At 38.5% G+C, this 21,231-nt stretch carries 21 protein-coding genes; 7 read left to right on the top strand and 14 right to left on the bottom strand.

The annotated features are described in order from the left end of the window. Positions 1-100 precede the first annotated feature (100 nt). Entirely contained in the window at positions 101-1,762 is a 1,662-nt protein-coding gene (locus tag CDW55_RS02650; RefSeq protein WP_088468682.1) for an ABC transporter ATP-binding protein, read from the bottom strand. Between the two features lie 161 nt (positions 1,763-1,923). Here CDW55_RS02650 and nusB point away from each other — a divergent pair, with 161 nt between their 5' ends. From nusB to yajC, 3 genes are read left to right on the top strand one after another with little or no spacing between them, the layout of a single operon-like run. Continuing rightward, the gene (nusB, locus tag CDW55_RS02645; RefSeq protein WP_088468169.1) at positions 1,924-2,829 is read left to right on the top strand and encodes a transcription antitermination factor NusB; all 906 of its coding nucleotides are present in this window, start codon (positions 1,924-1,926) and stop codon (positions 2,827-2,829) included. A gap of 10 nt (positions 2,830-2,839) precedes the next feature. Then, a complete protein-coding gene (locus tag CDW55_RS02640) occupies positions 2,840-3,325 on the top strand; it encodes a DUF1573 domain-containing protein (RefSeq protein ID WP_088468168.1) in 486 nt (161 codons plus the stop codon). A gap of 19 nt (positions 3,326-3,344) precedes the next feature. Then, entirely contained in the window at positions 3,345-3,674 is a 330-nt protein-coding gene (yajC, locus tag CDW55_RS02635; protein WP_088468167.1) for a preprotein translocase subunit YajC, read from the top strand. Positions 3,675-3,721: 47 nt separating this feature from the next. Here the strand turns inward: yajC and CDW55_RS02630 are convergent, their stop codons facing one another. The 4 genes from CDW55_RS02630 to CDW55_RS02615 form a co-directional block, all read right to left on the bottom strand. Continuing rightward, entirely contained in the window at positions 3,722-5,410 is a 1,689-nt protein-coding gene (locus CDW55_RS02630) for a putative transporter (protein WP_088468166.1), read from the bottom strand. A gap of 75 nt (positions 5,411-5,485) precedes the next feature. Then, complete coding sequence (locus CDW55_RS02625) at positions 5,486-6,757, bottom strand: DUF2851 family protein (protein ID WP_088468165.1); 1,272 nt, start codon at positions 6,755-6,757, stop codon at positions 5,486-5,488. A 25-nt stretch (positions 6,758-6,782) separates the two neighbouring features. Further along, on the bottom strand, positions 6,783-7,931 hold the full coding sequence (bshA, locus tag CDW55_RS02620) for an N-acetyl-alpha-D-glucosaminyl L-malate synthase BshA (protein WP_088468164.1): 1,149 nt from the start codon (positions 7,929-7,931) through the stop codon (positions 6,783-6,785). A 37-nt stretch (positions 7,932-7,968) separates the two neighbouring features. Continuing rightward, complete coding sequence (locus tag CDW55_RS02615; RefSeq protein WP_088468163.1) at positions 7,969-9,699, bottom strand: glycoside hydrolase family 3 protein; 1,731 nt, start codon at positions 9,697-9,699, stop codon at positions 7,969-7,971. Positions 9,700-9,806: 107 nt separating this feature from the next. Between CDW55_RS02615 and CDW55_RS02610 the strand changes: the two genes are divergently transcribed. Then, positions 9,807-10,310, top strand: a complete 504-nt coding sequence (locus CDW55_RS02610) for a hypothetical protein (RefSeq protein WP_143332912.1) — start codon at positions 9,807-9,809, stop codon at positions 10,308-10,310. A gap of 174 nt (positions 10,311-10,484) precedes the next feature. Beyond that, on the top strand, positions 10,485-11,192 hold the full coding sequence (gene deoD / locus CDW55_RS02605; protein WP_088468161.1) for a purine-nucleoside phosphorylase: 708 nt from the start codon (positions 10,485-10,487) through the stop codon (positions 11,190-11,192). Positions 11,193-11,246: 54 nt separating this feature from the next. Here deoD and ribA read toward each other — a convergent pair whose 3' ends face one another. The 9 genes from ribA to CDW55_RS02560 all read right to left on the bottom strand — a co-directional run bounded on the left by ribA (position 11,247) and on the right by CDW55_RS02560 (position 18,630). After that, positions 11,247-11,846, bottom strand: a complete 600-nt coding sequence (gene ribA, locus CDW55_RS02600; RefSeq protein WP_088468160.1) for a GTP cyclohydrolase II — start codon at positions 11,844-11,846, stop codon at positions 11,247-11,249. Positions 11,847-11,851: 5 nt separating this feature from the next. Then, positions 11,852-12,319: a hypothetical protein gene (locus CDW55_RS02595; RefSeq protein WP_088468159.1), complete on the bottom strand. Its 468-nt coding sequence runs from the start codon at positions 12,317-12,319 to the stop codon at positions 11,852-11,854. Then, positions 12,300-12,926: a DUF4254 domain-containing protein gene (locus CDW55_RS02590; RefSeq protein ID WP_088468158.1), complete on the bottom strand. Its 627-nt coding sequence runs from the start codon at positions 12,924-12,926 to the stop codon at positions 12,300-12,302. Before CDW55_RS02590 ends, CDW55_RS02595 begins: the two co-directional genes overlap by 20 nt. An 8-nt stretch (positions 12,927-12,934) precedes the next feature. After that, the gene (locus CDW55_RS02585) at positions 12,935-13,138 is read right to left on the bottom strand and encodes a twin-arginine translocase TatA/TatE family subunit (RefSeq protein WP_088468157.1); all 204 of its coding nucleotides are present in this window, start codon (positions 13,136-13,138) and stop codon (positions 12,935-12,937) included. Positions 13,139-13,171: 33 nt separating this feature from the next. After that, a complete protein-coding gene (locus CDW55_RS02580; protein WP_088468156.1) occupies positions 13,172-14,755 on the bottom strand; it encodes a M23 family metallopeptidase in 1,584 nt (527 codons plus the stop codon). Further along, a complete protein-coding gene (locus CDW55_RS02575) occupies positions 14,752-15,546 on the bottom strand; it encodes a DUF4292 domain-containing protein (RefSeq protein ID WP_088468681.1) in 795 nt (264 codons plus the stop codon). The genes CDW55_RS02580 and CDW55_RS02575 overlap by 4 nt, the downstream gene beginning before the upstream one ends. A 102-nt stretch (positions 15,547-15,648) precedes the next feature. Then, positions 15,649-16,668, bottom strand: a complete 1,020-nt coding sequence (locus CDW55_RS02570) for a sugar phosphate nucleotidyltransferase (protein WP_088468155.1) — start codon at positions 16,666-16,668, stop codon at positions 15,649-15,651. A gap of 65 nt (positions 16,669-16,733) precedes the next feature. Further along, on the bottom strand, positions 16,734-17,165 hold the full coding sequence (gene dut / locus CDW55_RS02565) for a dUTP diphosphatase (protein ID WP_088468154.1): 432 nt from the start codon (positions 17,163-17,165) through the stop codon (positions 16,734-16,736). A gap of 7 nt (positions 17,166-17,172) precedes the next feature. After that, positions 17,173-18,630: a lipopolysaccharide biosynthesis protein gene (locus CDW55_RS02560; RefSeq protein WP_088468153.1), complete on the bottom strand. Its 1,458-nt coding sequence runs from the start codon at positions 18,628-18,630 to the stop codon at positions 17,173-17,175. A gap of 139 nt (positions 18,631-18,769) precedes the next feature. Between CDW55_RS02560 and CDW55_RS02555 the strand changes: the two genes are divergently transcribed. Both CDW55_RS02555 and CDW55_RS02550 read left to right on the top strand, forming a co-directional pair. Further along, a complete protein-coding gene (locus tag CDW55_RS02555) occupies positions 18,770-20,107 on the top strand; it encodes a dihydroorotase (RefSeq protein WP_088468152.1) in 1,338 nt (445 codons plus the stop codon). 170 nt (positions 20,108-20,277) lie between these two features. After that, positions 20,278-21,159: an SDR family oxidoreductase gene (locus tag CDW55_RS02550; RefSeq protein WP_088468151.1), complete on the top strand. Its 882-nt coding sequence runs from the start codon at positions 20,278-20,280 to the stop codon at positions 21,157-21,159. The last annotated feature ends 72 nt before the right edge of the window (positions 21,160-21,231 follow it).

The following is a 21,231-nucleotide window of genomic DNA, read 5'->3' as shown; positions in this document are numbered from 1 at the left end:
TTGAAATCTTGTGTAACAAATATAAAAGATTTCTTTTAATTGCAAAATAATTATTTGTTTTTTGTTAACGAAAATGACTTATTGGTGACAAATCCGCATTTTATGCCGAAGCGGAGTTTTCTACTTTGGTGAGATTCAGGATTTTATCTGCGCGTTTTGCACTGCTTTCGCGGTGGGTAATAATGATCGAACTGCTTTTTTGGATTTCGTTTTCAATATTCTGAAGGATATTTTCTTCGGTTTCGGTATCCAACGCCGATAGTGAATCATCGAAAATCAGGATTTTAGGTTCTTTAATTAAAGCCCTTGCAATACAGATCCGCTGTTTTTGACCGCCAGAAAGCATCACGCCGCGCTCGCCTACCATGGTTTTGTACTGGTCTTTAAATTCTACAATATTTTTGTGAACATCAGCCTTTTTCGCATATTCTTCAACCTTTTTTAAAGTAGGATTATCGATTGCGAAACCAATATTGTGTTCGATAGTATCCGAAAACAGGAAGCTTTCCTGAGGAATATAGCCGATATATCTGCGGTAATTTTCGAGATTGTGCTCTTTCAGGTTTTTTCCGTCAATTAATATTTCACCTTCTGTAGGATCTATCAATCGGCAAAGCAAAAGGGCGACGGTAGATTTACCGCTGCCGGTTTTTCCCATAATGGCAAGTGATTTTCCGGCTTCGATGGTAAAACTTAGATTGTCTAAAGCTTTAATTCCCGTATTCGGATAAACGTAAGAAACATTTCTGAATTCAATATCGCCTTTAATGGGATAATTATCATGGTTGGTATTGATGATGTCGCTTTTCATGTCGAGAAACTCATTAATCCTCGCCATCGATGCATCTGCCCGCTGATTTACAGAAGTTACCCAGCCTACCATAGAAAAAGGCCAGATAAGAATATTGATATACATAAAAAAATCTGCGATTTTACCTACAGAAAGCTCGTTGTTCATGTACTTTTGTCCGCCAATCAAAAGAATGACTACATTCAGCAAACCGATCACGAAAAGAATAATCGTAAAGAAATAAGCTTCCGTTTTTGCCAGATCCAGAGCTTTGTCCTGATAATCTTTAACTTTTATGCCGTAATTTTTTTCAATATACTTTTCCCGCGCAAAGAATTTCACTACGCGTATTCCGGAAAAACTATCCTGAACAAAAGTTGAAATTGCAGACTGGCTTTTCTGCATTATTTTCGATTTTTTGTTGATGATGGAACTTACTTTATAAATTACGTAGGATAGAATCGGTAGCGGAATCAGCGACCAAACCGTCATGGAAACATCTGTTTTCAGCATGTAGATGCTGGTAATGATGAGGAGGATCAGGAGGTTCACGATGTACATCACTCCGGGTCCGAGATACATTCTTACCGCCACAACGTCTTCACTCAGCCTGTTCATTAGGTCGCCCGTTGTGGTTTTTTTGAAATCCGTTAAAGAAAGTTCCTGGTAATGGTTGTAAATTTTATTTTTAAGTTCATATTCAATTTTTCTTGAAGCTACAATAATGGTTTGCCTCATCATAAAAGTGAAGAATCCTGTAAGTATAGATGATACCACGATAATTCCAACATAAATCAAAACCTGGCGGTTAAATCCAAGGTTGGTAGTCTGCGCAATCTGGTCTACAGATTTCCCGACAAACTGTACTTTATAAATGCTGAAGAAATTACTGGCGATAATAAACAGGAATCCCCAAAACAGCAGGATGCGGTGTTTCCAGAAATATGGATTCAGGGTTTTCAGTGCGTTCATAGATTGGGTTTTGGCAATGAGGGTTCTGCCGGAAAATTTTCCTGATGCAAAAGTAAGAAATTGAAAACGGATTGAAGGTTTTTTATTGAAACCGAAAACACAAACAGAAACAGGAGTTTGCAAAAAAATGTTATCTTTGCACGCATAAAAAGCTCTTTGAAATGTTAGGAAGAAGACAAATTCGTGAAAAAGTCGTAGAAGCGGTATATTCTTATTACCAAAACCCTGTGAAGGCAGATGTTTTAGAGAAAAACATGTTTTCGCAGATCGAAAAAATCTATCATCTTTATATTTATCAGCTCAATTTTTTGGTAGCCTTGAAAGCACTCGCCGAAAAGCAGATTGAGATTGGTAAAAACAAGTATATAAAGACTGAAGACAACCTTAATCCCAATCAGAAATTCATCAACAATAGGGTGCTAAATATGTTGGAAGAAAACACCGAAAGGCTTTCTTTCACTTCGAAACATCAGGAACTGAAATGGGAACTGCACGATGAACTTTTGGTAAAAACCTTCCAGCGAATGACTTCCGGAAAACGTTACCAGGATTTTATGAAAGAAGAAGGATATTCTTTTGAAGAAGACCAGAAATTCATCGGCAAGTTATTTTTAAGATATATTGCAGAGAATGAAGATTTTCATGACCATGTAGAGGGATTGGAACTGAGTTGGGCTGATGATTTTCACATTTCAAATTCAATGATTCAGAAAACCATCGGGTTTTTTAAGGAAAATGAGCCGAGCCACACCTTAATCAAAATGATTAAAGATGAAGATGACCGCGAATTTGCCCGCAAACTTTTAAAGCAAACCCTTAATCATTGGGAAGAAACAGAGAATAAACTGGAAGGCCGACTCGAAAACTGGGATATCGAAAGAATCTCGCTTATCGATAAAATTATTCTGGTAACTGCAATCTGCGAACTCGATTATTTCCCGTTAACGCCGGGCAGGGTGATTATTAATGAATATATCGAGATTTCAAAAGTTTTTTCCACGGACCGTTCCAACATTTTCATTAATGGAATTTTAGATAAATACACCAAAGATTTTAATAGAAATTAATAAAATATTTATGAAGAATTTAGTAAAATTATTACCCCTGGTAGCGGCAATGACATTAGTAAGCTGCAAAAAAGACCAAACCGCCGATCAACTTATAGTTGAAGAAAATGTAGAAGCAACGGCTGCACCTGAGGCATCAGCATCAGCGCCTGAAGCAGTAGCTGTAGCAGCAGCGGCAGGACCAGCCACTACTGTAGCCTTATCAGAATCTAATTTTTCTTTCGGTAAAATTAAAAAAGGTGATAAAGTAGAGCATGTATATGAAGTAACCAACACCGGAACAAATCCACTGGTAATTTCTGAAGTTAAACCCGCTTGCGGCTGTACCGTTCCTGATTATACAAAAGAACCGATTCTTCCGGGACAAAAAGGTAAAATTACTTTGAAATTTGATTCTGCAAGTTTCGACGGACTGGTAAGCAAACAGGCAGAAGTATATGCCAATGTAGAAAAAGCGCCTATCGTACTGAGTTTTACGGCAGATATTCAGCCCTAATTATTTAATTTAAATTTATATGATAGCAATATTTTTACAGGCGGCTTCACCTGAAGGTTCGATGATGCCTACAATGATTATGATGGGCTTAATGTTCGTTGGATTTTATTTTCTGATGATTCGTCCACAAATGAAAAAGGCCAAACAGGAAAAGAATTTCCAAGAAACCCTGAAAGTTGGAAGCAGAGTAGTAACCACTTCAGGAATGCACGGCAGAATTGCACAGATTCAGGATGATGGCGTGGTAATTGAAACCCTTTCAGGAAAATTAAAATTCGAGAAAGCAGCAATTTCAAGAGAATTTACGCAGCAGCGTTTCCCGGATTCCACACCCGATGACAAGAAATAATTTTCTTAATCAATAAAAAAGAGCAACTGTTAAGTTGCTCTTTTTTATTAACTGAATATCAAAATTAAAAGACTCGCCACGAAAATCCTGAAAATCGTCACCAGCGGATAAACCTGCGCATAACTTTGAATAGGAACATCAGAATCCAAATAATTCGTGCTGAATGACAATGCGGCAGGATCGGTATAGCTTCCGCTCATAATTCCGGCAAGCTGTAGGAAATTAATTTTCATAAAAAATCTTCCCACAATTACCATTGTGATTAAAGGAATAAAGGTAATTGCTGAACCGAACAACAGCCAACTCCAGCCATTATATTTCACAAAATTATCGTAGAAACCGTCGCCGGCATGGATTCCCACCGCTGCAAAAAACAGACAGATTCCCAGATCCTTCATAAAATAAATTGCACCGTTATTGATGTAGGAATGGATGAAAGAAATCCCTCCGTATCTTGAAATTAAAAGCGCTACAATAAGCGGCCCGGCAGCAAAACCCAGTTTTATGGGAACCGGAAGACTTGGGATTACAATAGGAATTGATCCAAGGATTACTCCCAAAAGCAAACCTCCGAAGAGGGAAAGGAAATCGGGTTCCAGAAGTTTTTTTTCTGAATTTCCTATGATCTTTTCTACTTCTTCAATGGCTTCTTTAGACCCAATGACTCTCAACTTATCACCATAAAAGAGTTCCAGAGAAGGTCGTGGAAGAATTTCCCGCCCCGCGCGGAAAACACGGGTAACCTTCAGATCATACGTGTTGTAAAGATCGAGTTCTGAAAGTTTTTTATGAATGACTGAAGGTTTGGTAACGAAAATATTTTTATTATGAATTTCAGAATCAGATTCAATAAATAAATCACTGGAGGGTCTTCCCAACATTGCAACAAAATCGTCCACATCTTTTTCTAAACCTACCACCATCAGCACATCCCGTTCTCTTAAATGCACGTCTAATGTTGGCGACTGTACCACTTCACTACCGCTGTGTTTAAGCCGCGAAATTACAATATTGCGTCCAAAACTTTTAATCGTGTCATGCAGGGTTTTCCCAAAATATAGAGAATTGGTAACCCGCATTTTTTTGTGGATTAAAGGCAGCTCGCTGTTGATTTTCGACATCCGGAATTTCCGCATTTCGATTTCAGGATCAATCTTGAGCAAAAATTTGGATACAATGATGGTCCCGATAATTCCGAAAACTCCCAGCGGATAAGTAATCGCATATCCGATGGTAGGATCGTTGAAAACCCGGTCGGGGAAAGAGTTTTTTATTTCTTCAATGGTGTTTTTCGCGGCTCCAAGACCAGGCGTATTGGTTACCGAACCACTCATAATTCCTACCAAATCTTCCATCTTAAGGCCTGTAGTTTTAAAGAGAACAACCGTAATCAGCCCACCGAAAAGGACCGTGGAGACTGCGAGTATATTGAACTTCAAACCTTCATTCCTGAACGAAGAAAAAAATGAAGGCCCTACCTGCAAACCGATTCCGTAAACAAAAAGAATCAAACCGAAATCGCGGATGAAATTCAGGATTCCTTCGTCAATTCGGTAACCGAAATGGCCCAAAAGTAATCCTGTAAACATTACGGCCGAAACACCAAAAGTAATTTTGCCCATTTTTAACCTTCCGAAGAAAATTCCGGATCCCACCGCCAACATAATTACAACGATGGATTGTGTAACCGTAGGATTTTCGGCAGGAAGAAGAAGTGCTTTTAACCAATCGAACATTTTGCTGATTTTTATTCAAATTTAGCACTATTTACGGCAAAAGCATATGAATTTACAATGAATTATATCAGAGATTCACGGGTTTTTGACGCCGAGAAGCTGATATCCTATGCTGCAGTTTAAGCAATTCTTTTTTTCACAGAAATTTTTGTAATGATAAATAAAGGCCTGGCTTTCCAGCGCATTGTTCATTTTTACATTCAGTGATTTCCAATTTTCGGTGGTGGTGTTTTTTTCGGGATTCATTGTGCGGTAAAAATCCAGAATTTCATCACTGATATGCTCATCGGCATTTTTGTGATAAGTATATTTAAAAGGTAAAACAGTATTGATCAGAATAAGATTCATAAATTCTTCCGTCAGAAATTTTTCGCCTACAATAGGAGAAATTTTACCGAAATTAAAACGGTTGTCCCAATATTCACTTGCTTTTACACTGTTGAAAATGCTTTTAATATCATTAATGTTTTTTACCAGAACAAGCTTCGAAAACAGATTTTGGTTCAAATAATAAAGCGATGCAAGTTGTGAGAGCCTCACGGTGGGGAAGTTGGGCGGCCGAAGTTTGGAGAATTTCGGAGTAATTTTCAGTGTTGGGAGTTGATATTTAACGGTAAGAAAATCAAATTCTCTTTTCCAAATTTTCATCTGTTCATCTTCCGGTTTTGCGAGCCAGCCGCAGACTCCGAAAAACAAAGCTTCGAGCTGGGTTTGATTTTGGCGGATTTTATTCACCACAGAAAAGTCGAGGCTTTCGGCAAGCTGTTTAAAGTTTTCAGCATTTATTTTTAAACCGAACGCATAAGCAAGTTGGTGAAAAAGTACAGCTTCATAGTTATTTTTGTTCAGCCGTAGTGCTTCTTCAATGACGATCGATTTTTCATCGAGTTTTTTAATGAGGATTTCTTCGGTAAAATTAAAAGGTATAAAAGTGGGTGAAAATAAATTTTCGCAGGCGATAAACTGATTTTGTTTGAGTAAGGATTCGTATTTCCAGAGTACTGTTTCGTCGATATAATTTTTTAATTCCAGCGTGGGAATGTTCCTGTTCTGAAGTTCCTCAACCTCCACATCGTGATAAAAAACGGCATGTAAAATTAAATTTTCGAACTCGGGATTTCCGGAATGCTGATGAAAAATGTAATCGGAAGATTTTACATGAAGTTCAATATTTCCGGCTAAGAGTAAATCTCTGAATCTTATTTTTCCCAAAAGGAAATCGGGTCCGGAGTCAAAATTCCATTTTCCGAAATCGAGGATTTCCAAAGGATGTCCTTCCACATCTTTAAAATCAAAACTTTTGAAAATCTTGAAATTCCAAAGATATTGAAGGAGCTTTTCGTTCATCCCGGTTGGTTTTTACATGATTTAGCTATTTAATTGGCATATCACTTTTAAAATTCTTTAGTGTTTCATCGTACATCTGTTCATAAAGCGGAAGGATGTTCTTTAGATCAAATCTAATGGCCTGTTTTTTTGCATTACTTTTCATTTCCAGAAGCAGCTCATCGTTGCTCAACAGTTTGATGGCGTAGTTGCTCATGGCTTTCACATTGCCTATTTCTGCCAAATAACCTGTTTCGCCCTGAATATTTACTTCCGGAATTCCGCCTGCATTCGAGCTGATAACGGGCGTTTGCGCTGCCATTGCTTCCAGGGCAGCAAGTCCGAAACTTTCCTGTTCGGATGGCAGTAAAAATACATCGGACAGCTGCAGGATCCTGTAAAGATCGTTTACCTTTCCTAAAAGCCTTATTTTATTGATAAGATTCGGGTTTTTCTCCAGAAATTCGTTTACTTTTTCCATATCAGGGCCTTCGCCAATAATGATAAGTTTTGATTTAACGTGTTTTTCAACATCTTTAAAGATTTCTAAAACATCAATAATCCTTTTTACAGGCCGAAGGTTAGAAACGTGAATCAGGATTTTTTCATCATCTGTGGCAAACTGCTTTCTGCTGCACGCATTAAATTCATCAAATTCTGTGTTATCGATAAAATTGGTGATGACTTTAATTTCTTTCTTGATGTTAAAAATCTGCAGTGTGTCTTTTTTTAAACTTTCAGAAACCGATGTGATGGTATCTGATTGATTTATAGAGAATTCTACTGCGTGTTTGTAGCTTGGATGCTGACCCACCAACGTGATGTCTGTACCGTGAAGTGTGGTAACCAAAGGAATATCTTTGCCTTCTTCTTTAAGCATTTGTTTTGCGGTAAAGGCCGCATAAGCATACGGAATGGCGTAATGTGCATGCAAAAGATCGAGTTTATAAAGATTTACTACGCGGTAAATCATCGATGATAGCGCAATGTCGTACGGCTGGTACTGAAAGAGCGGATAAGTTTGAACGTTTACTTTATGGAAAAAAATATTGGGGTTGGTAATATCCAGCCGAGCCGGAAGGTTTGAACTTATGAAGTGTACTTCATAGCCTTTGTTTGCGAGCGACATGCCCAGTTCTGTAGCAACAATGCCGCTTCCGCCGTAGGTTGGGTAACAGAGAATTCCGATTTTCATAGGTGTTTTGTTTTTAAATTGAATTACTCAATTACTTTTATTTTGTTGCTTTTTTTGATGTTTTGTTTTCTGCAGTCATATGAAGGTCTGTTCCCATTCCGGCTTTTAAAATTTCGTTTACTGATACGGGTAAACGTCCTGTAATTTTACTTTTTCCTGAGAGCGCTTTTGCCGTGGCAGTCATAGAGTCATCATTATTTTCGTAGGATACCAAAACAGTGGATACATTTGAAATATCAATATCTTTTAAAGCATAAGCCGATCCGAAAACATTGAGAATTACCTGATGGTTTTTGCTTAATTCCCCAAGGATTTTTTTGCTTTCGTCCGAAATTTTATACGGTTTATAAGCGGTAGAATTGTCTTTGTGGAAGCCGATAATCACTTTTGAATGTTTCGGAATTGAAGCTATCTCTGAACTTTTCTTTACGATTACAGTAGTTTTTAAATTTAGCTGATCCGCAAAAGTTTGATAGGGAGCTTCTTCAAGGGGAACATAATAGTAAACTTCACTGCAATTTAAGGGAAGAAGTTTTTTATTGTCTTTTAGCAGCGTTAAAGCGTTGGTGTAAAGATTTTGAACCAGTTTTGTATGAGATTCATTGTTCAAATGGTAGTTAATGTTTTCCGGGTTTCTGGGTTCGTACTTATCGAGTCCCAGAAAATATTTTGTCAGCAGGATTTTCTTCACGCTTTCTTCAATACGGTTCTGGGTGATTTCCTTTTTGTCAATCGCAAGCTGAATGAGTCTTTTGCCTTCCTTTACCCCTTCTGAAAACAGCATAATGTCGTTTCCGGCTTTAAATGCAAGTGCATCCAATTCGCCGGGTTTATAGCGTTTTGCAACGGCACCCATATTGAGCGCATCAGTAATGATCAGTCCTTTATACCCAAATTTTTCTTTCAGAAGGCCGGTTATGATATTTTTGGAAATTGAAGCTGGAATTCCCTTTTCCTTTTCCAAAGCAGGAACATAGAGATGGGCGACCATTACCCCGCCAATTCCTTTATCCATAAGCGTTTTGAAGGGCGCCAGTTCCACCGCGTTCAGGCGGTCGATATGATGAGCTACCACGGGCAGATCCAGGTGAGAATCTGTGCTGGTATCACCGTGGCCCGGAAAATGTTTTATGGCGGCTAAAATTCTGTTATCCTGCAAACCGTTGGAGTATGCTAATGCAGAATTCACGACATTCTGAACTTCGGATCCGAAGCTTCGGTTTCCGATAATAGGATTGTCCGGATTTGTATTTACATCAACCACCGGCGCGAAATCCCAGTTAACACCCATTCTTTTGGAATCTTCTGCAATTTTGGCTGCCATTTGGGTGATCAGATTTTTATCCTGAATGGCTCCTAAAGTCATTGCCCAAGGAAATTTATGGGCTGCAGCAATCCGCTGGAAGAGTCCCCATTCTGCATCCATCCCGATCATAAGCGGAACTTTGGATTTCGACTGGAACTCATTTACTAAATTTATTTCTCTGGCTGCATCGTCCTGCATCAGGATTAATCCGCCAATCTGTTCCTGCTCCACAATGTTTCTTACGTTGCTGATATAGTTTTCGCCTTTATTGGTATACAGTGCAACAATGAATAACTGCCCGAGTTTTTGATCCTGAGAAAGTGAATTATAGGTTGTATTTACCCATTCTTCTGCCTTTTTTAAATCCGCCGTGGTGAGATTTTTTGGTTGGTACTGGGCAAATAAATGGATGGAAGTGAATAAAAAAAGAATACTAAGGAATGTATGTTTTGCAGTTTTCATTAATCAGATTTAAGATGATAAACAAAAATACAATTTTTAAAGTTTAAATTTCTAATTTATTGGCATGCATATTGAGATGTAGCTTACAAACCTTTAATTATATAAAAATGAAAAATTACTTTACAATACTGCTTATGGCGATTTTTGGCTTTCTGGCAGTGAGCTGTACGGATAGAAATGATGAAGTGCTGGTTGATGATAATGATACTTATCCAATGATGAGAGATATTACAGGAACCTTCAACAGTGGAAACAGTTATACGATTTCTCAGGGAATCAACATTGCAAGTACAGATGTAGTGTTGGTTTACAGAAACATTAATTCAGGATCTTCTGGAACTGCAGTTTGGCAGCTTTTACCTAAAACCGAATATTTATCTAACGGCAGAGAATTAGATTATAATTTCCTGTTCGATACGGCAAATATTGAAATTTATACCGAAGCAAACTTCGACCAGGCTACCTTTACAGCTGCAGAAGCTACACAGTATCTTAATAACCAGCGATTCAGAATTGTTTTGGTTCCCGCTTCACAGGGTAAAAATGCGGGCGTGAATTACAGTGATTACAACAGTGTAATTAAATTTTACAACATTCCGGACCGCGACTAATATTTAGATATCATTCAAATTTTTACCTATAAATGAAACCCGCTGCAAAAATCAGCGGGTTTTAATTGTATGATTTTTGTCTGTTTTATGGAGTTTCAGGGAAATTTTTGATGAACATAATTTTTAAATCAAACATTATTTCTTACTTTTAAACTTCATTTTAAAATTAAAATTATGAGTGTTCATATCGCTGCAAAAAAAGGAGAAATCGCAAAAACAGTTTTGCAACCCGGAGACCCACTTCGTGCAAAATATATTGCCGACAATTTTCTGAATGAGGTAAGACTGGTAAGCAAAACCCGCAATATTTATTATTTTACCGGTTTGTATAAAGGTAAAGAAATCTCGGTAGGTGCAAGCGGAATGGGCGCGCCCAGTATCGGGATTTATTCTTACGAACTTTATACGGAATATGACGTGGATACCATCATAAGAATCGGAACCTGCGGAGGATACACCTCCGAGCTGAATTTATTTGATGTGTTGAATGTTGAAAATGCAGCCAGCGAATCGACTTACGCAAAATTTGCATGGGGAATTGAAGATGAAATTATTGAAAATCAGGGGAATGTATTTGGCGTAATTAATGAGACCGCAGCAAAATTATCTCAAGCGCTAAAGTCCACAAACATCCATACCAGCGATATTTTCTACAGGGCAACGCCCGGAACTCCTGCAATTGCAGAGAAGTACAATTGTACAGCAGTAGAAATGGAAGCTTTCGCGCTTTTTGCAAATGCCAAACATTTAGGAAAAAATGCGGCTACGCTTCTCACGGTATCGGATATTATTCCGACACAGGAACAAATTTCGGCAGATCAGAGAGAACAGGCCTTAACTCCAATGATTGAGTTGGCTCTGGAGACAGCTTTACATTTATAAAAACTTAAACAGGTTAAAAAAATAAACGCTTTGATTTTTCAAAGCGTTTTATTTTTATGATTCATTTTCGTCTTCCAACAGATGTCCGAAGTAATCTTTTTTTACTTTCAGGTAACCTTCACTGTCTGATGTGGAGGTAATCTGTAAAGGAATCCTTTTGTTCAGATGTATATTGCTGTCTTCAACAATTTTAATTTTAGCGGGATTGTTGGTAAGAAGATTTATTTCTTTTACTCCTAAAATATTTAGAATTTCGATGGCCTCGTTGAAATCTCTGTCGTCTGCCGGAAGGCCCAGTTTAAGATTTGCTTCCACGGTGTCGAAACCCCGTTCCTGCAGCGAGTAAGCTTTTAGTTTATTAATGATGCCTATGTTTCTGCCTTCCTGGCGTAAATAAATTATAATTCCGCCATTCTCGTGGATGAATTTCATCGCTCCGTCGAGTTGCTGGCCGCATTCACATTTTTTGGAATGAAATACCTCCCCGGTAATACATTCGGAATGAAAACGGACATTTACTGGCTGCGAGAAATCTGTATTTTCGGCAATGATAGCCATGTGGGGCATCCAGTTGCTTTCATCCTCAGAAAAGGCAATCATCCTGAAATTCCCATAATCTGTGGGAACCTGGGCTTCTGCTTGAATTTTTAACATGCAAATTAGTTTTTAAAGGTAGATACTGAATCCTGAGGAATGGTACTGTTCAGGAAGCTCATGTTTGTTTTGATTCTTACCAGATATCTGTTCAGCACTTCGTCTTCATCACGGTTAAGAAATTTTCTGAGTTTTTGCAGCTTTTTATAAGATCTTTCGAATTTTATTTTTGAATCTTCCATACCTACCAGATTGTACGAAGTCATTGCGCCGATATAATCCTTTAAATGAGATTTCAGGATAAGAACTTCACTGTTTACAGCATCATTCCTGAATTTTGGAAACGAGCTTATCAAACTGGTAATTTCTGAGGAGTAAACAATAAGATTTTTTGTCTCACCTAATGAATACGAACCAGTTGATCCATTTAAAGAAACAGAATTTTCGCCTATGGGCGAGAGATTTATTTTCTCAGTAGAACAGGAAAAAATAAAAAAGAAAAGTAAAATGTAACTAACTTTTAGTCTGGTCATTTTTCACGTTTTGATACAGGACCGGATTAAGATTTTCATCATTATACATTTTCATCTGTTTGTAAACTTTCATCTTAATCTTACCGTTCTCTATATCAAAAAGCAATTGGTCTATTGCTTCAGACAGATCCTTTTTCTGCTCCAATAATACATTGAGTTTATTGGTACAGTTGAATCTGTGTTCTTCACTTGCAGAATCTCTGTTGGCTTCAAGTGACATATGGTAGATTTTCAGTGCAAGTATCGAGAGGCGATCCACTGCCCATGCGGGGGTCTCGGTGTTGATTTTCGCGTTGTAATCCGGCGTGATATTTTCATATTTCTGTAGAAACCAACTATCGATAAACTCTACCAAATCAGTTCTTTGCTGATTCGAAGAGTCTATTCTTCTTTTAATTTTTAAGGCTTCAGCTGGTGTTATATTTTCGTCACGAATTATATCTTCCAAATGCCATTGAACGGTATCGATCCAGTTCTTTGCATACAAAAGCCATTCCAAAGTGTTTTTTTGGAAGGAATTATTAATCGGCGTATCTACATCATCTTTTAAGTGATAATCATTAATCGACTGATTAAAGATTTCCCAGGCACTTTCGGAAAAGCTCATAGCTGAAATTAGTTCGCAGGATTAGAATTATTTTTTGAGTCTTCCGGAGTTTTCTTGTCTTCTTCTTTCACAGCATCTTTAAATTCTTTGATACCAGAACCTAAACCTCTCATCATTTCCGGGATTTTTTTGCCTCCGAAAAGAATGAGTACTATTACAGCAACGATGAGTAAGTGTTGCCACGAAAGTGCTAATATGGTAAGTGCAGTCATGTTTTAATTTTGTACAAAGTTAAAATATATTTTTCAATTTACCCAACCCATCGGATCCACTGGATTTGTGCCGTTCCAGATCTGGAAATCCAGCGTATAGGTTCCATCGAAGTCTGCACCCACAGTCCCAATCGAGGTGCCTGCTGAGACCTGTTGGTTAGCGGAAACCATGGTATTCGAGAGGTTTGCATAAATAGTAAAATATTCACCGTGTTTCACGAAAACCATTTTAGAGCCGTCGCCGGAAGCTACCACTCGGGAAACGGTTCCTGGTGCTACACATTTGGCAACAGTTCCTTTTGTAACGGCAATCTTAATTCCGTTATTTTCTTCAATAATATTTTTGAAAACCGGGTGCGGTTGGCGTCCAAATCGGTGGGTAATCGTTCCGTAAGCCGGCATTCCCATTTTGCCGCGGTTGGCTGCAAAGTTATTTCCTACAGCACTTGATACACCGTAATTGGTAAGAGCTTTATTTTCCGCAGCTTTTTTCTGATCTTCATTTTTTTTGCTGAGGGAGGCTTCGGCTTTTCTGGCGTCGGCTGCTTTTTCTGCAGCAGCTTTTGCATTTGCAGCAGCGATAGCAGCATCTTTGGCCGCGGCGGCTCTTCGGGCTTCTGCTTTTTCTGCATCCGCTGCTCTTCGGGCATCTTCAGTTTTTTTCGCATCGGCTGCAGCCGCAATTTTTGACCTTTCGGCTTCCTCGGCTGCTTTTTTATCTGCAATATCTTTAAGTCGTTTTGCCTCTTCATCAGCCTTCTTTTTTTCTAAGGCTAAAGCTTCCAAACGGGCTTTGTTTTCAGCTTCAATTCTGGCTTTTTCACGTTCTGCGGCGATTTTTGCGAGACGTATTTTCTCTGCCTCTTCCTTTTTTCTTTGTTCTTCTTTTGCTTTTGCTATTCTGATCTCTTCAGCAATGATAGAGCGGATTTGCCCTTCGAGTTTTTTAGATTCGGTTTGTTTCTGCTTCAATTCTGCCGTCAGTTGAGCTTCATTTTTCTTGAATTCCTGAAGCAGATTTTCTTTCTGTTTCTTTTCTGCAGCAATGGTGAGCAGATCTTTTTGCTGATTCGATAATAAGGTTTCTTTGTCTTTAACCGACTTCTGCTTTAATGCGATATTCTGGAGCAGTACCTGTGCGGCTTTGGAGATTTCAGCGGCTTTTTTATCCTGATAATCAGAATAATCTTTCAGATACTGAACTCTGCGCAGGGCTTCACCGAGGTTTTTAGAGGAGAGAATAAAGGTTACTTTGTTCTGTACGCCTTTGTTTTTATAAGCTTTTACGAGGACTTCAGCATAATTTTTCCTTAAGACAGCCAGTTCCCTGTTTTGTCGGTTAATCTCCAACTGGCGGAGATAGATATCATCTTCGATGAGTCTTTTTTCCTTTTGGGTGTTGGTGTAAACTTTTTCGCGGAGCTGAATTTTTTTCTGAACATCATTAAGATAAGCGACAGAAAGTTTCGATTGCTGTTGGGTTTTTGCTAAGTTCGCATTGATGGAGGCAATCTGTTTTTTAAGTTCTGCATTTTGCTTTTGAAGTTGTTCTTTCTTTTGCGAGAATAAAATTCCGAACAAAAAAAGTCCTATTAAAAAGCTTAATTTCTTAATCATCTGATCTCAGTTTTCGTATAATTATTGGGAACGGAATACGGAGTATCCATCTTCGAACTGTCAAATTTCGTATTTTCCAATAAAATTTGGCTTGTTTTTGTACCTTTTATTATTATTTTAACATTTGTTGGCAATTGTATACTTTCAAAGTTCGCCCAGTTTGCATAAGAAACTTCAAGGTTATCTGGCGAATTTACATTTTTCAGAAATACTTTTGAAAGGTTCATGTCGTTGCCATAATCTATTGCTACTGCGTATTCTGATATTTTTCCATCGTTTTCAAATGTCAAATTATTTATTGAAGTTAATTGATAACCCTGAGCGTTTTTCGTCAAAACAAAATCCTTTTCATTCACGGGAATAAAAGTTCTGCCAGTAAGAAGATTCTGTAGCGAACTGAAATCGATAAAGTTGACATTCAGTAAATTATTAAGGTAAGAAAAATCGGATTCAATATAGGTTTTGTTCCATTTTTCGTAACCTTTAATTCCGTCTGGTGTAGCAATTCCGCGGCCTACATTTAAAAAAACCGCAATCATGTTCATCCATACTTTCTGTCCGTTTTCGATATAAATGGTTGCATCTAATGTAGGAATAAAATTTCCGGTCTCAACATTTACTTTGGAGTTAATCTTAACCTGTTGAAAGTTGGGTTTTTTATTTATTTCTTTAAAAAAAGCTGCTGTTTCAGTAATTGGAGCATTGGTGCTTACCGGCACATTTGCAGCAGTTTGTGTTTTACAGGATAACACTGAAATCGAGGCAATGAGTATGATAATATATTTTTTCATAAGAATTTTTACTTTTTTGTTTGCGAAAAAAGTTTGCAATATTAACGCCAAACCACACAAATTGTTTTTGTGTGGTTTGGTAAAAGTTTATTTATAAAGTTATCAGCTTTTCGAAAGAAAATCCAGAACCGAATAATCTCCCAAAGAAATTTCGCGGGCAACCCCGAAATACTGCGCAGAATTACCGATCATAGAATTACTTAAATTTCCATGATCAATTAATGTATTTTCCTGAATAAGGGAATTATCAATGTTTGAATTGATGATTTTGGTATTGTTTCCCAGAGATACACAAGGGCCAATCTTGGAGTTGGAAATTTCTACATTTTCACCAATAAAACATGGTGGAATGATAAGGCAATTGGAAATCTTTGCAGATGCAGGATAGTTTGCTACGTTCTCCTTTTCGTAGTTCAAAACCTTGCCGTTTGTTTCTACTGTTGCGTTTTTGTTTCCGCAATCCATCCAATCATCCACTTTGCCGAGGGAGAATCTGGCTCCTTTCTGGCGAAGATTTTCCAGTGCGGTAGTCAGTTGGTATTCTCCGCCCTGTTTAATGTCGTTGCTCATGATATAATTAATCTCATCCATGAGTTTTTCTGCAGAATTGAAATAATAAATTCCGATAATGGCAAGATCAGAAACAAAGGTTTTAGGTTTTTCTACAAAATCGGTAATAAAACCGTAATCGTCGAGTTTTACGACACCAAATGCGGAAGGATCCTCCACTTTTTTTACCCAGATCACCCCATCAGAGTTTTTGTCGAGTACAAAATCTGCCTTAAAAAGGGTATCGGCAAAAGCCACTACTACATCGCCCTGCATTGATGCTTCTGCGCATTTAATCGCGTGTGCGGTTCCGAGAGGTTCGTCCTGAGTATAAACACTTCCCTTAGCTCCAAGTCTTTCTGCAATCTGAATTAAAGACTCTTCAACTTCAGGTCCGAAATCACCGATAATAAAGGCAATCTCATCAATTTTTTCTCCTGCAACTTTCGCAATATCTTCTACGAGTCTCTGTACGATTGGTTTTCCGGCAATCGGAATTAAAGGTTTGGGAACCGTTAATGTGTGTGGTCTTAACCGGGAACCTCTTCCCGCCATAGGAACGATTATTTTCATAATTTGTTTATTTTTTTAAGCTGTTTAATGTTTGCAACAGCATTTTTTATTTTTAGAATAGAAATTTATTTAGAAGTACTTCCGAAACCGCCTTCGCCACGATCTGTCTCGCTGAGTTCGTCAACTTCATCCCAAATTGCGGTTTCGTGTTTTGCAATTACCATTTGTGCAATCCTGTCGCCGTCGTTCACTGTAAATGATTCTGCGGATAAATTTACTAAAATTACCCCTATTTCTCCGCGATAATCCGCATCGATTGTACCCGGAGTATTCAGAACAGTTATTCCGTTTTTTATAGCCAGTCCGCTTCTTGGGCGTACCTGCGCTTCATAACCCTGTGGAAGTTCCATCAGCAGACCCGTTGCTATCAATTTTCGTTCCAGCGGCTTCATTGTTACAGGCTCATCCAGGTTTGCGTAGAGATCCATTCCTGCAGAAAGTGCAGTTTGGTATTTCGGTAAAGCGTGTTTTGAGCGGTTAATGATTTTAATTTTCATGAAATCTTTATCTTTTAATTTTATTCAGCAGGTTTTGCGGAATTAATTTTTGGGTTTTAATTAAAATGATGGCTAAAACTAAAAAGATTAGATTGCCCAGCCAAATATTATGTTTGAAATTTTGATAATATACCAGAGAAACAATGATGGTTACAGTAATAACAATAATATTGCTGTAAAGGTTATACGGAATTGGGTGTTTTTTCTGCCCCCATACATAAGAGACGATCATCATGACGAAATACGATGCAATTGTTGCCCAGGCAGATGCCCAGTAACCGTATTTCGGAATGAAATAAAAATTAATCGCAATGGTAACCGCAGCACCGATAAACGAGATGTAGCTGCCAATAATTGTTCTGTCGGAAAGTTTATACCAAACTGAAAGGTTGAGGTAAATTCCTAAAAACAGACTTGCAAAAAACAAAATCGGGAGAATCTGTATTCCCTCGTAATATTCTGGATTCCTGAGATAGAATTTAGAAATCCAATCCAGGTTTACGCACAAGAAAAGAATGATCATACAGTTTACTGCTATAAAAACATCCATTAGTTTTGCATACGTTTTTCCGGCATTTTCACTTTTAGAATGGCTGAAAAAAAACGGTTCGATTCCTAATACATAGGCCTGCCTGAAAAGCACCACAAAGGTTACGATCTTGGCAACCGCGCCATAAACACCCAACTGGTGACGCCCGATTTCTTCAGGGAGCAGAAATTTCAGGAACTGCCGGTCCATGGTTTCGTTAATGATTCCGGCTAAACCCGCAATCATGATGGGCCACGAATATTTAATCATCCTACGCCAGAGTTCCCACGAAAAATATTTAAGTTTTGCGATGAAAATATCTTTAAACAGAAGAAGGAAAGTAGCACCACTGGCAACAAGATTGGCAACAAAAACATAGCCTATTCCGAATTCCGGATTGTATTTCAAGCCCAGGACTCCTTGCGGAACACGTGGTAAAACCTGAAGAAAGAAGATAACGAGCAAAAAGTTGATAATACCGTTTGCGATTTTTATTGTGGCATATTTTACCGGTCTTTCATTTTTTCTGAGCATCACGAAAGGCATTGCAGAGAAAGCATCAAGCGAGAGTATAACGACTAAAATCGTCAGTAAATCGACCTGAGTCGGTGTTTTGAAAGCGACAGCAAGTTCTCTATTGAAACTCAGAGAAAATATTAAAAACAACAACGTGGCGGCTGCTACACTGAAAAATGCAGTAGAAATCAGCTTCTTATCATCCTTTTCATCAATCGCAAAACGGAAGAAAGTTGTTTCCATGCCGTGCGTCAACAGAACAGCGATAACACCGGCAACAGAATAGAAATCTGCGAACGGCGCGTAAGCTTCAGGCCCAAAAGCATTGGTAATATAAGGATTTATGATAAACGGGAACAGGCGGATGATTACCGTAGTAAGTCCATAAAGCGCAGTTTGTCCCAGCAGTTTTTTGTACAAAATTCAGATATTTCTGCAAATGTATCGTTTTAATTAAAATCAAAAAAATCTCACCGTAAAACTTATCTGTTTTGAAATCCGGATACTTTTTCGGAATGAAATCGCTAAATTTACAGTGAAATAAAACTGAAAAAAATAAATGAGAACGCTCATAAAAAACGCTGAAATAGTCAACGAGAATCAAGTATTTAAGGGCGATTTGCTCATAGAAAACGATTTCATTTCAAAAATTGGAAATAATATTTCTGCAGAAAATGTAGATCGGGTTATTGATGCCGAAGGAAAATATCTTTTACCTGGTGTTATCGATGATCAGGTACATTTCCGCGAACCGGGTTTAACTTGGAAGGGTGATATCGGAAGTGAATCCCGCGCCGCGGTTGCAGGTGGAGTTACCAGTTTCATGGAGCAACCCAATACGGTGCCCAATGCCGTAACCCAGGAACTTCTGGAAGAAAAATACAGGATTGCCGCCGAAAAATCATTTGCGAATTATTCCTTCATGATGGGCGGAACCAATGATAATCTGGAAGAAATTCTGAAAACAAATCCGCGGAATGTGGCTGGGATCAAACTGTTTCTCGGCTCTTCTACCGGAAATATGCTTGTTGATAATCCTGAAACTCTGAAAGAAATCTTCAGTAAAACGAAAATGCTCATCGCTGTTCATTGTGAAGACGAAGCAACCATCAGAACCAACACTGAGAAATATAAAACAGAATATGGAGACCATATTCCAATGAAGTTCCATCACTTGATTCGCAGTGAGGAAGCCTGTTATATCTCCTCTTCAAAAGCGGTGGAACTGGCTGAGAAAACCGGAGCGCGACTTCACATTTTTCATGTTTCTACGGCAAAAGAGACCGCTCTATTTCGAAATGACATTCCTCTGAAGGATAAAAAGATTACCAGCGAAGTATGTGTGCATCACCTCACTTTTACCGATGCTGATTACGAAACAAAAGGAACACTGATAAAATGGAATCCGGCCGTAAAGACTCAAAAAGATAAGGATGGCTTGTGGGAAGCCTTGTTGGACGACAGAATTGATGTTATTGCTACAGATCACGCGCCACATACCTGGGAAGAAAAACAGCATGTTTACACCAAAGCACCTTCAGGCGGACCGCTCGTTCAGCATTCTTTGGTTATTATGCTTGAAAATTTCAGAAACGGTAAGATTTCTCTCGAGAAAATTGTAGAAAAGATGTGTCATAATCCTGCAATACTGTTTCAGATTGAAAAGCGCGGGTTTATCCGTGAAGGTTATAAAGCGGATTTGGTTCTGGTTGATTTAAAAGAAAATTTCACAGTTTCCAAGGAAAACATTCTTTACAAATGTGGTTGGAGTCCACTGGAAGGGACAGAATTTCATTCCAAAGTCACCCATACGTTCGTAAACGGGCATCTTGTTTTCGAAAACGGAAAAGTTTCTGAAGAGAAATTTGGTGAAAGGTTACTTTTTGATCGGGATTAATAATTTTCATGCTACTAAACCGGATGATTGGTTCTCTGAAAATATATTTTATATTAAAAAAATACCGGTGATATTTTTATGCTGGTTTCGCGCAACAATCCATTATTTTCTGCATAACGAAACTTTATATCCACAGATAATTTTCCATAAATTTACAAAAAACCAAGAATATGAATCTTTATACACAACCCATGCTCAAGGAAGGAGCGCTGAAAGATAAAGTTGCCATTGTAACCGGCGGAGGAAGCGGATTGGGAAAAGCCATGACCAAGTATTTTCTCGAACTGGGCGCCAAAGTGGTCATCACTTCCAGAAATCTGGAAAAACTGCAGACAACCGCCACCGAACTTGAAGAACAAACCGGAGGAAAAGTGCTTTGTGTTGCATGTGATGTGAGAAACTGGGACGATGTGGAAGCCATGAAAGACGCTGCGATAAAAGAATTTGGGCAGATTGATATTCTTCTCAACAACGCTGCAGGAAATTTTATTTCTCCCACGGAAAGACTCACGCATTCTGCATTCGACTCCATTCTTGATATTGTTTTAAAAGGGACAAAAAACTGTACGCTTTCCATCGGAAAATACTGGATCGAAAATAAGTTTCCCGGAACTGTACTGAATATTGTAACGACCTATTCCTGGACTGGCTCTGCGTATGTTGTGCCATCTGCATGTGCAAAGGCTGGGGTTTTAGCCATGACGAGAAGCCTTGCGGTAGAATGGGCAAAATATGGCATCCGTTTCAATGCCATTGCACCGGGACCATTCCCGACAAAAGGCGCGTGGGACAGGTTGCTGCCAGGAGATTTGCAGGAAAAATTCGATATGCGTAAAAAAGTCCCACTGAGAAGAGTTGGCGAACATCAGGAACTGGCCAATCTTGCGGCGTATCTCGTTTCAGATTATTCTGCCTACATGAATGGGGAAGTGGTAACAATCGATGGTGGCGAGTGGCTTCAGGGAGCCGGCGAATTCAATATGCTCGAAGAAATTCCACAGGAAATGTGGGATATGCTTGAAGCGATGATTAAAGCGAAAAAATCAAATTAACTCAAATAAAAAACTCGGGATTTTGATTCTGAGTTTTTTTAGCTTACTGCATGAAAAAACGCCCTGAAAATC

It is taken from the genome of Chryseobacterium sp. VAUSW3 (genome assembly GCF_002205795.1).
GTDB classification, from domain to species: Bacteria; Bacteroidota; Bacteroidia; order Flavobacteriales; family Weeksellaceae; genus Kaistella; species Kaistella yananensis.
The sequence above is the reverse complement of the archived record's forward strand: the minus strand, read 5'-3'. Positions and strand labels throughout refer to the sequence as shown.

Bases quoted from the DNA above. Each gene is read 5' to 3' on its own strand.
- CDW55_RS02615 (WP_088468163.1), bottom strand. From the start codon at position 9,699: ATGAAAACTGCAAAACATACATTCCTTAGTATTCTTTTTTTATTCACT.
- CDW55_RS02580 (WP_088468156.1), bottom strand. From the start codon at position 14,755: ATGATTAAGAAATTAAGCTTTTTAATAGGACTTTTTTTGTTCGGAATT.
- nusB (WP_088468169.1), top strand. From the start codon at position 1,924: ATGTTAGGAAGAAGACAAATTCGTGAAAAAGTCGTAGAAGCGGTATAT.
- bshA (WP_088468164.1), bottom strand. From the start codon at position 7,931: ATGAAAATCGGAATTCTCTGTTACCCAACCTACGGCGGAAGCGGCATT.
- CDW55_RS02625 (WP_088468165.1), bottom strand. From the start codon at position 6,757: ATGAACGAAAAGCTCCTTCAATATCTTTGGAATTTCAAGATTTTCAAA.
- CDW55_RS02585 (WP_088468157.1), bottom strand. From the start codon at position 13,138: ATGACTGCACTTACCATATTAGCACTTTCGTGGCAACACTTACTCATC.
- CDW55_RS02630 (WP_088468166.1), bottom strand. From the start codon at position 5,410: ATGTTCGATTGGTTAAAAGCACTTCTTCTTCCTGCCGAAAATCCTACG.
- CDW55_RS02610 (WP_143332912.1), top strand. From the start codon at position 9,807: ATGAAAAATTACTTTACAATACTGCTTATGGCGATTTTTGGCTTTCTG.
- CDW55_RS02570 (WP_088468155.1), bottom strand. From the start codon at position 16,668: ATGAAAATAATCGTTCCTATGGCGGGAAGAGGTTCCCGGTTAAGACCA.
- CDW55_RS02650 (WP_088468682.1), bottom strand. From the start codon at position 1,762: ATGAACGCACTGAAAACCCTGAATCCATATTTCTGGAAACACCGCATC.
- CDW55_RS02575 (WP_088468681.1), bottom strand. From the start codon at position 15,546: ATGAAAAAATATATTATCATACTCATTGCCTCGATTTCAGTGTTATCC.
- CDW55_RS02595 (WP_088468159.1), bottom strand. From the start codon at position 12,319: ATGACCAGACTAAAAGTTAGTTACATTTTACTTTTCTTTTTTATTTTT.
- CDW55_RS02590 (WP_088468158.1), bottom strand. From the start codon at position 12,926: ATGAGCTTTTCCGAAAGTGCCTGGGAAATCTTTAATCAGTCGATTAAT.
- CDW55_RS02555 (WP_088468152.1), top strand. From the start codon at position 18,770: ATGAGAACGCTCATAAAAAACGCTGAAATAGTCAACGAGAATCAAGTA.
- dut (WP_088468154.1), bottom strand. From the start codon at position 17,165: ATGAAAATTAAAATCATTAACCGCTCAAAACACGCTTTACCGAAATAC.
- yajC (WP_088468167.1), top strand. From the start codon at position 3,345: ATGATAGCAATATTTTTACAGGCGGCTTCACCTGAAGGTTCGATGATG.
- CDW55_RS02640 (WP_088468168.1), top strand. From the start codon at position 2,840: ATGAAGAATTTAGTAAAATTATTACCCCTGGTAGCGGCAATGACATTA.
- ribA (WP_088468160.1), bottom strand. From the start codon at position 11,846: ATGTTAAAAATTCAAGCAGAAGCCCAGGTTCCCACAGATTATGGGAAT.
- deoD (WP_088468161.1), top strand. From the start codon at position 10,485: ATGAGTGTTCATATCGCTGCAAAAAAAGGAGAAATCGCAAAAACAGTT.
- CDW55_RS02550 (WP_088468151.1), top strand. From the start codon at position 20,278: ATGAATCTTTATACACAACCCATGCTCAAGGAAGGAGCGCTGAAAGAT.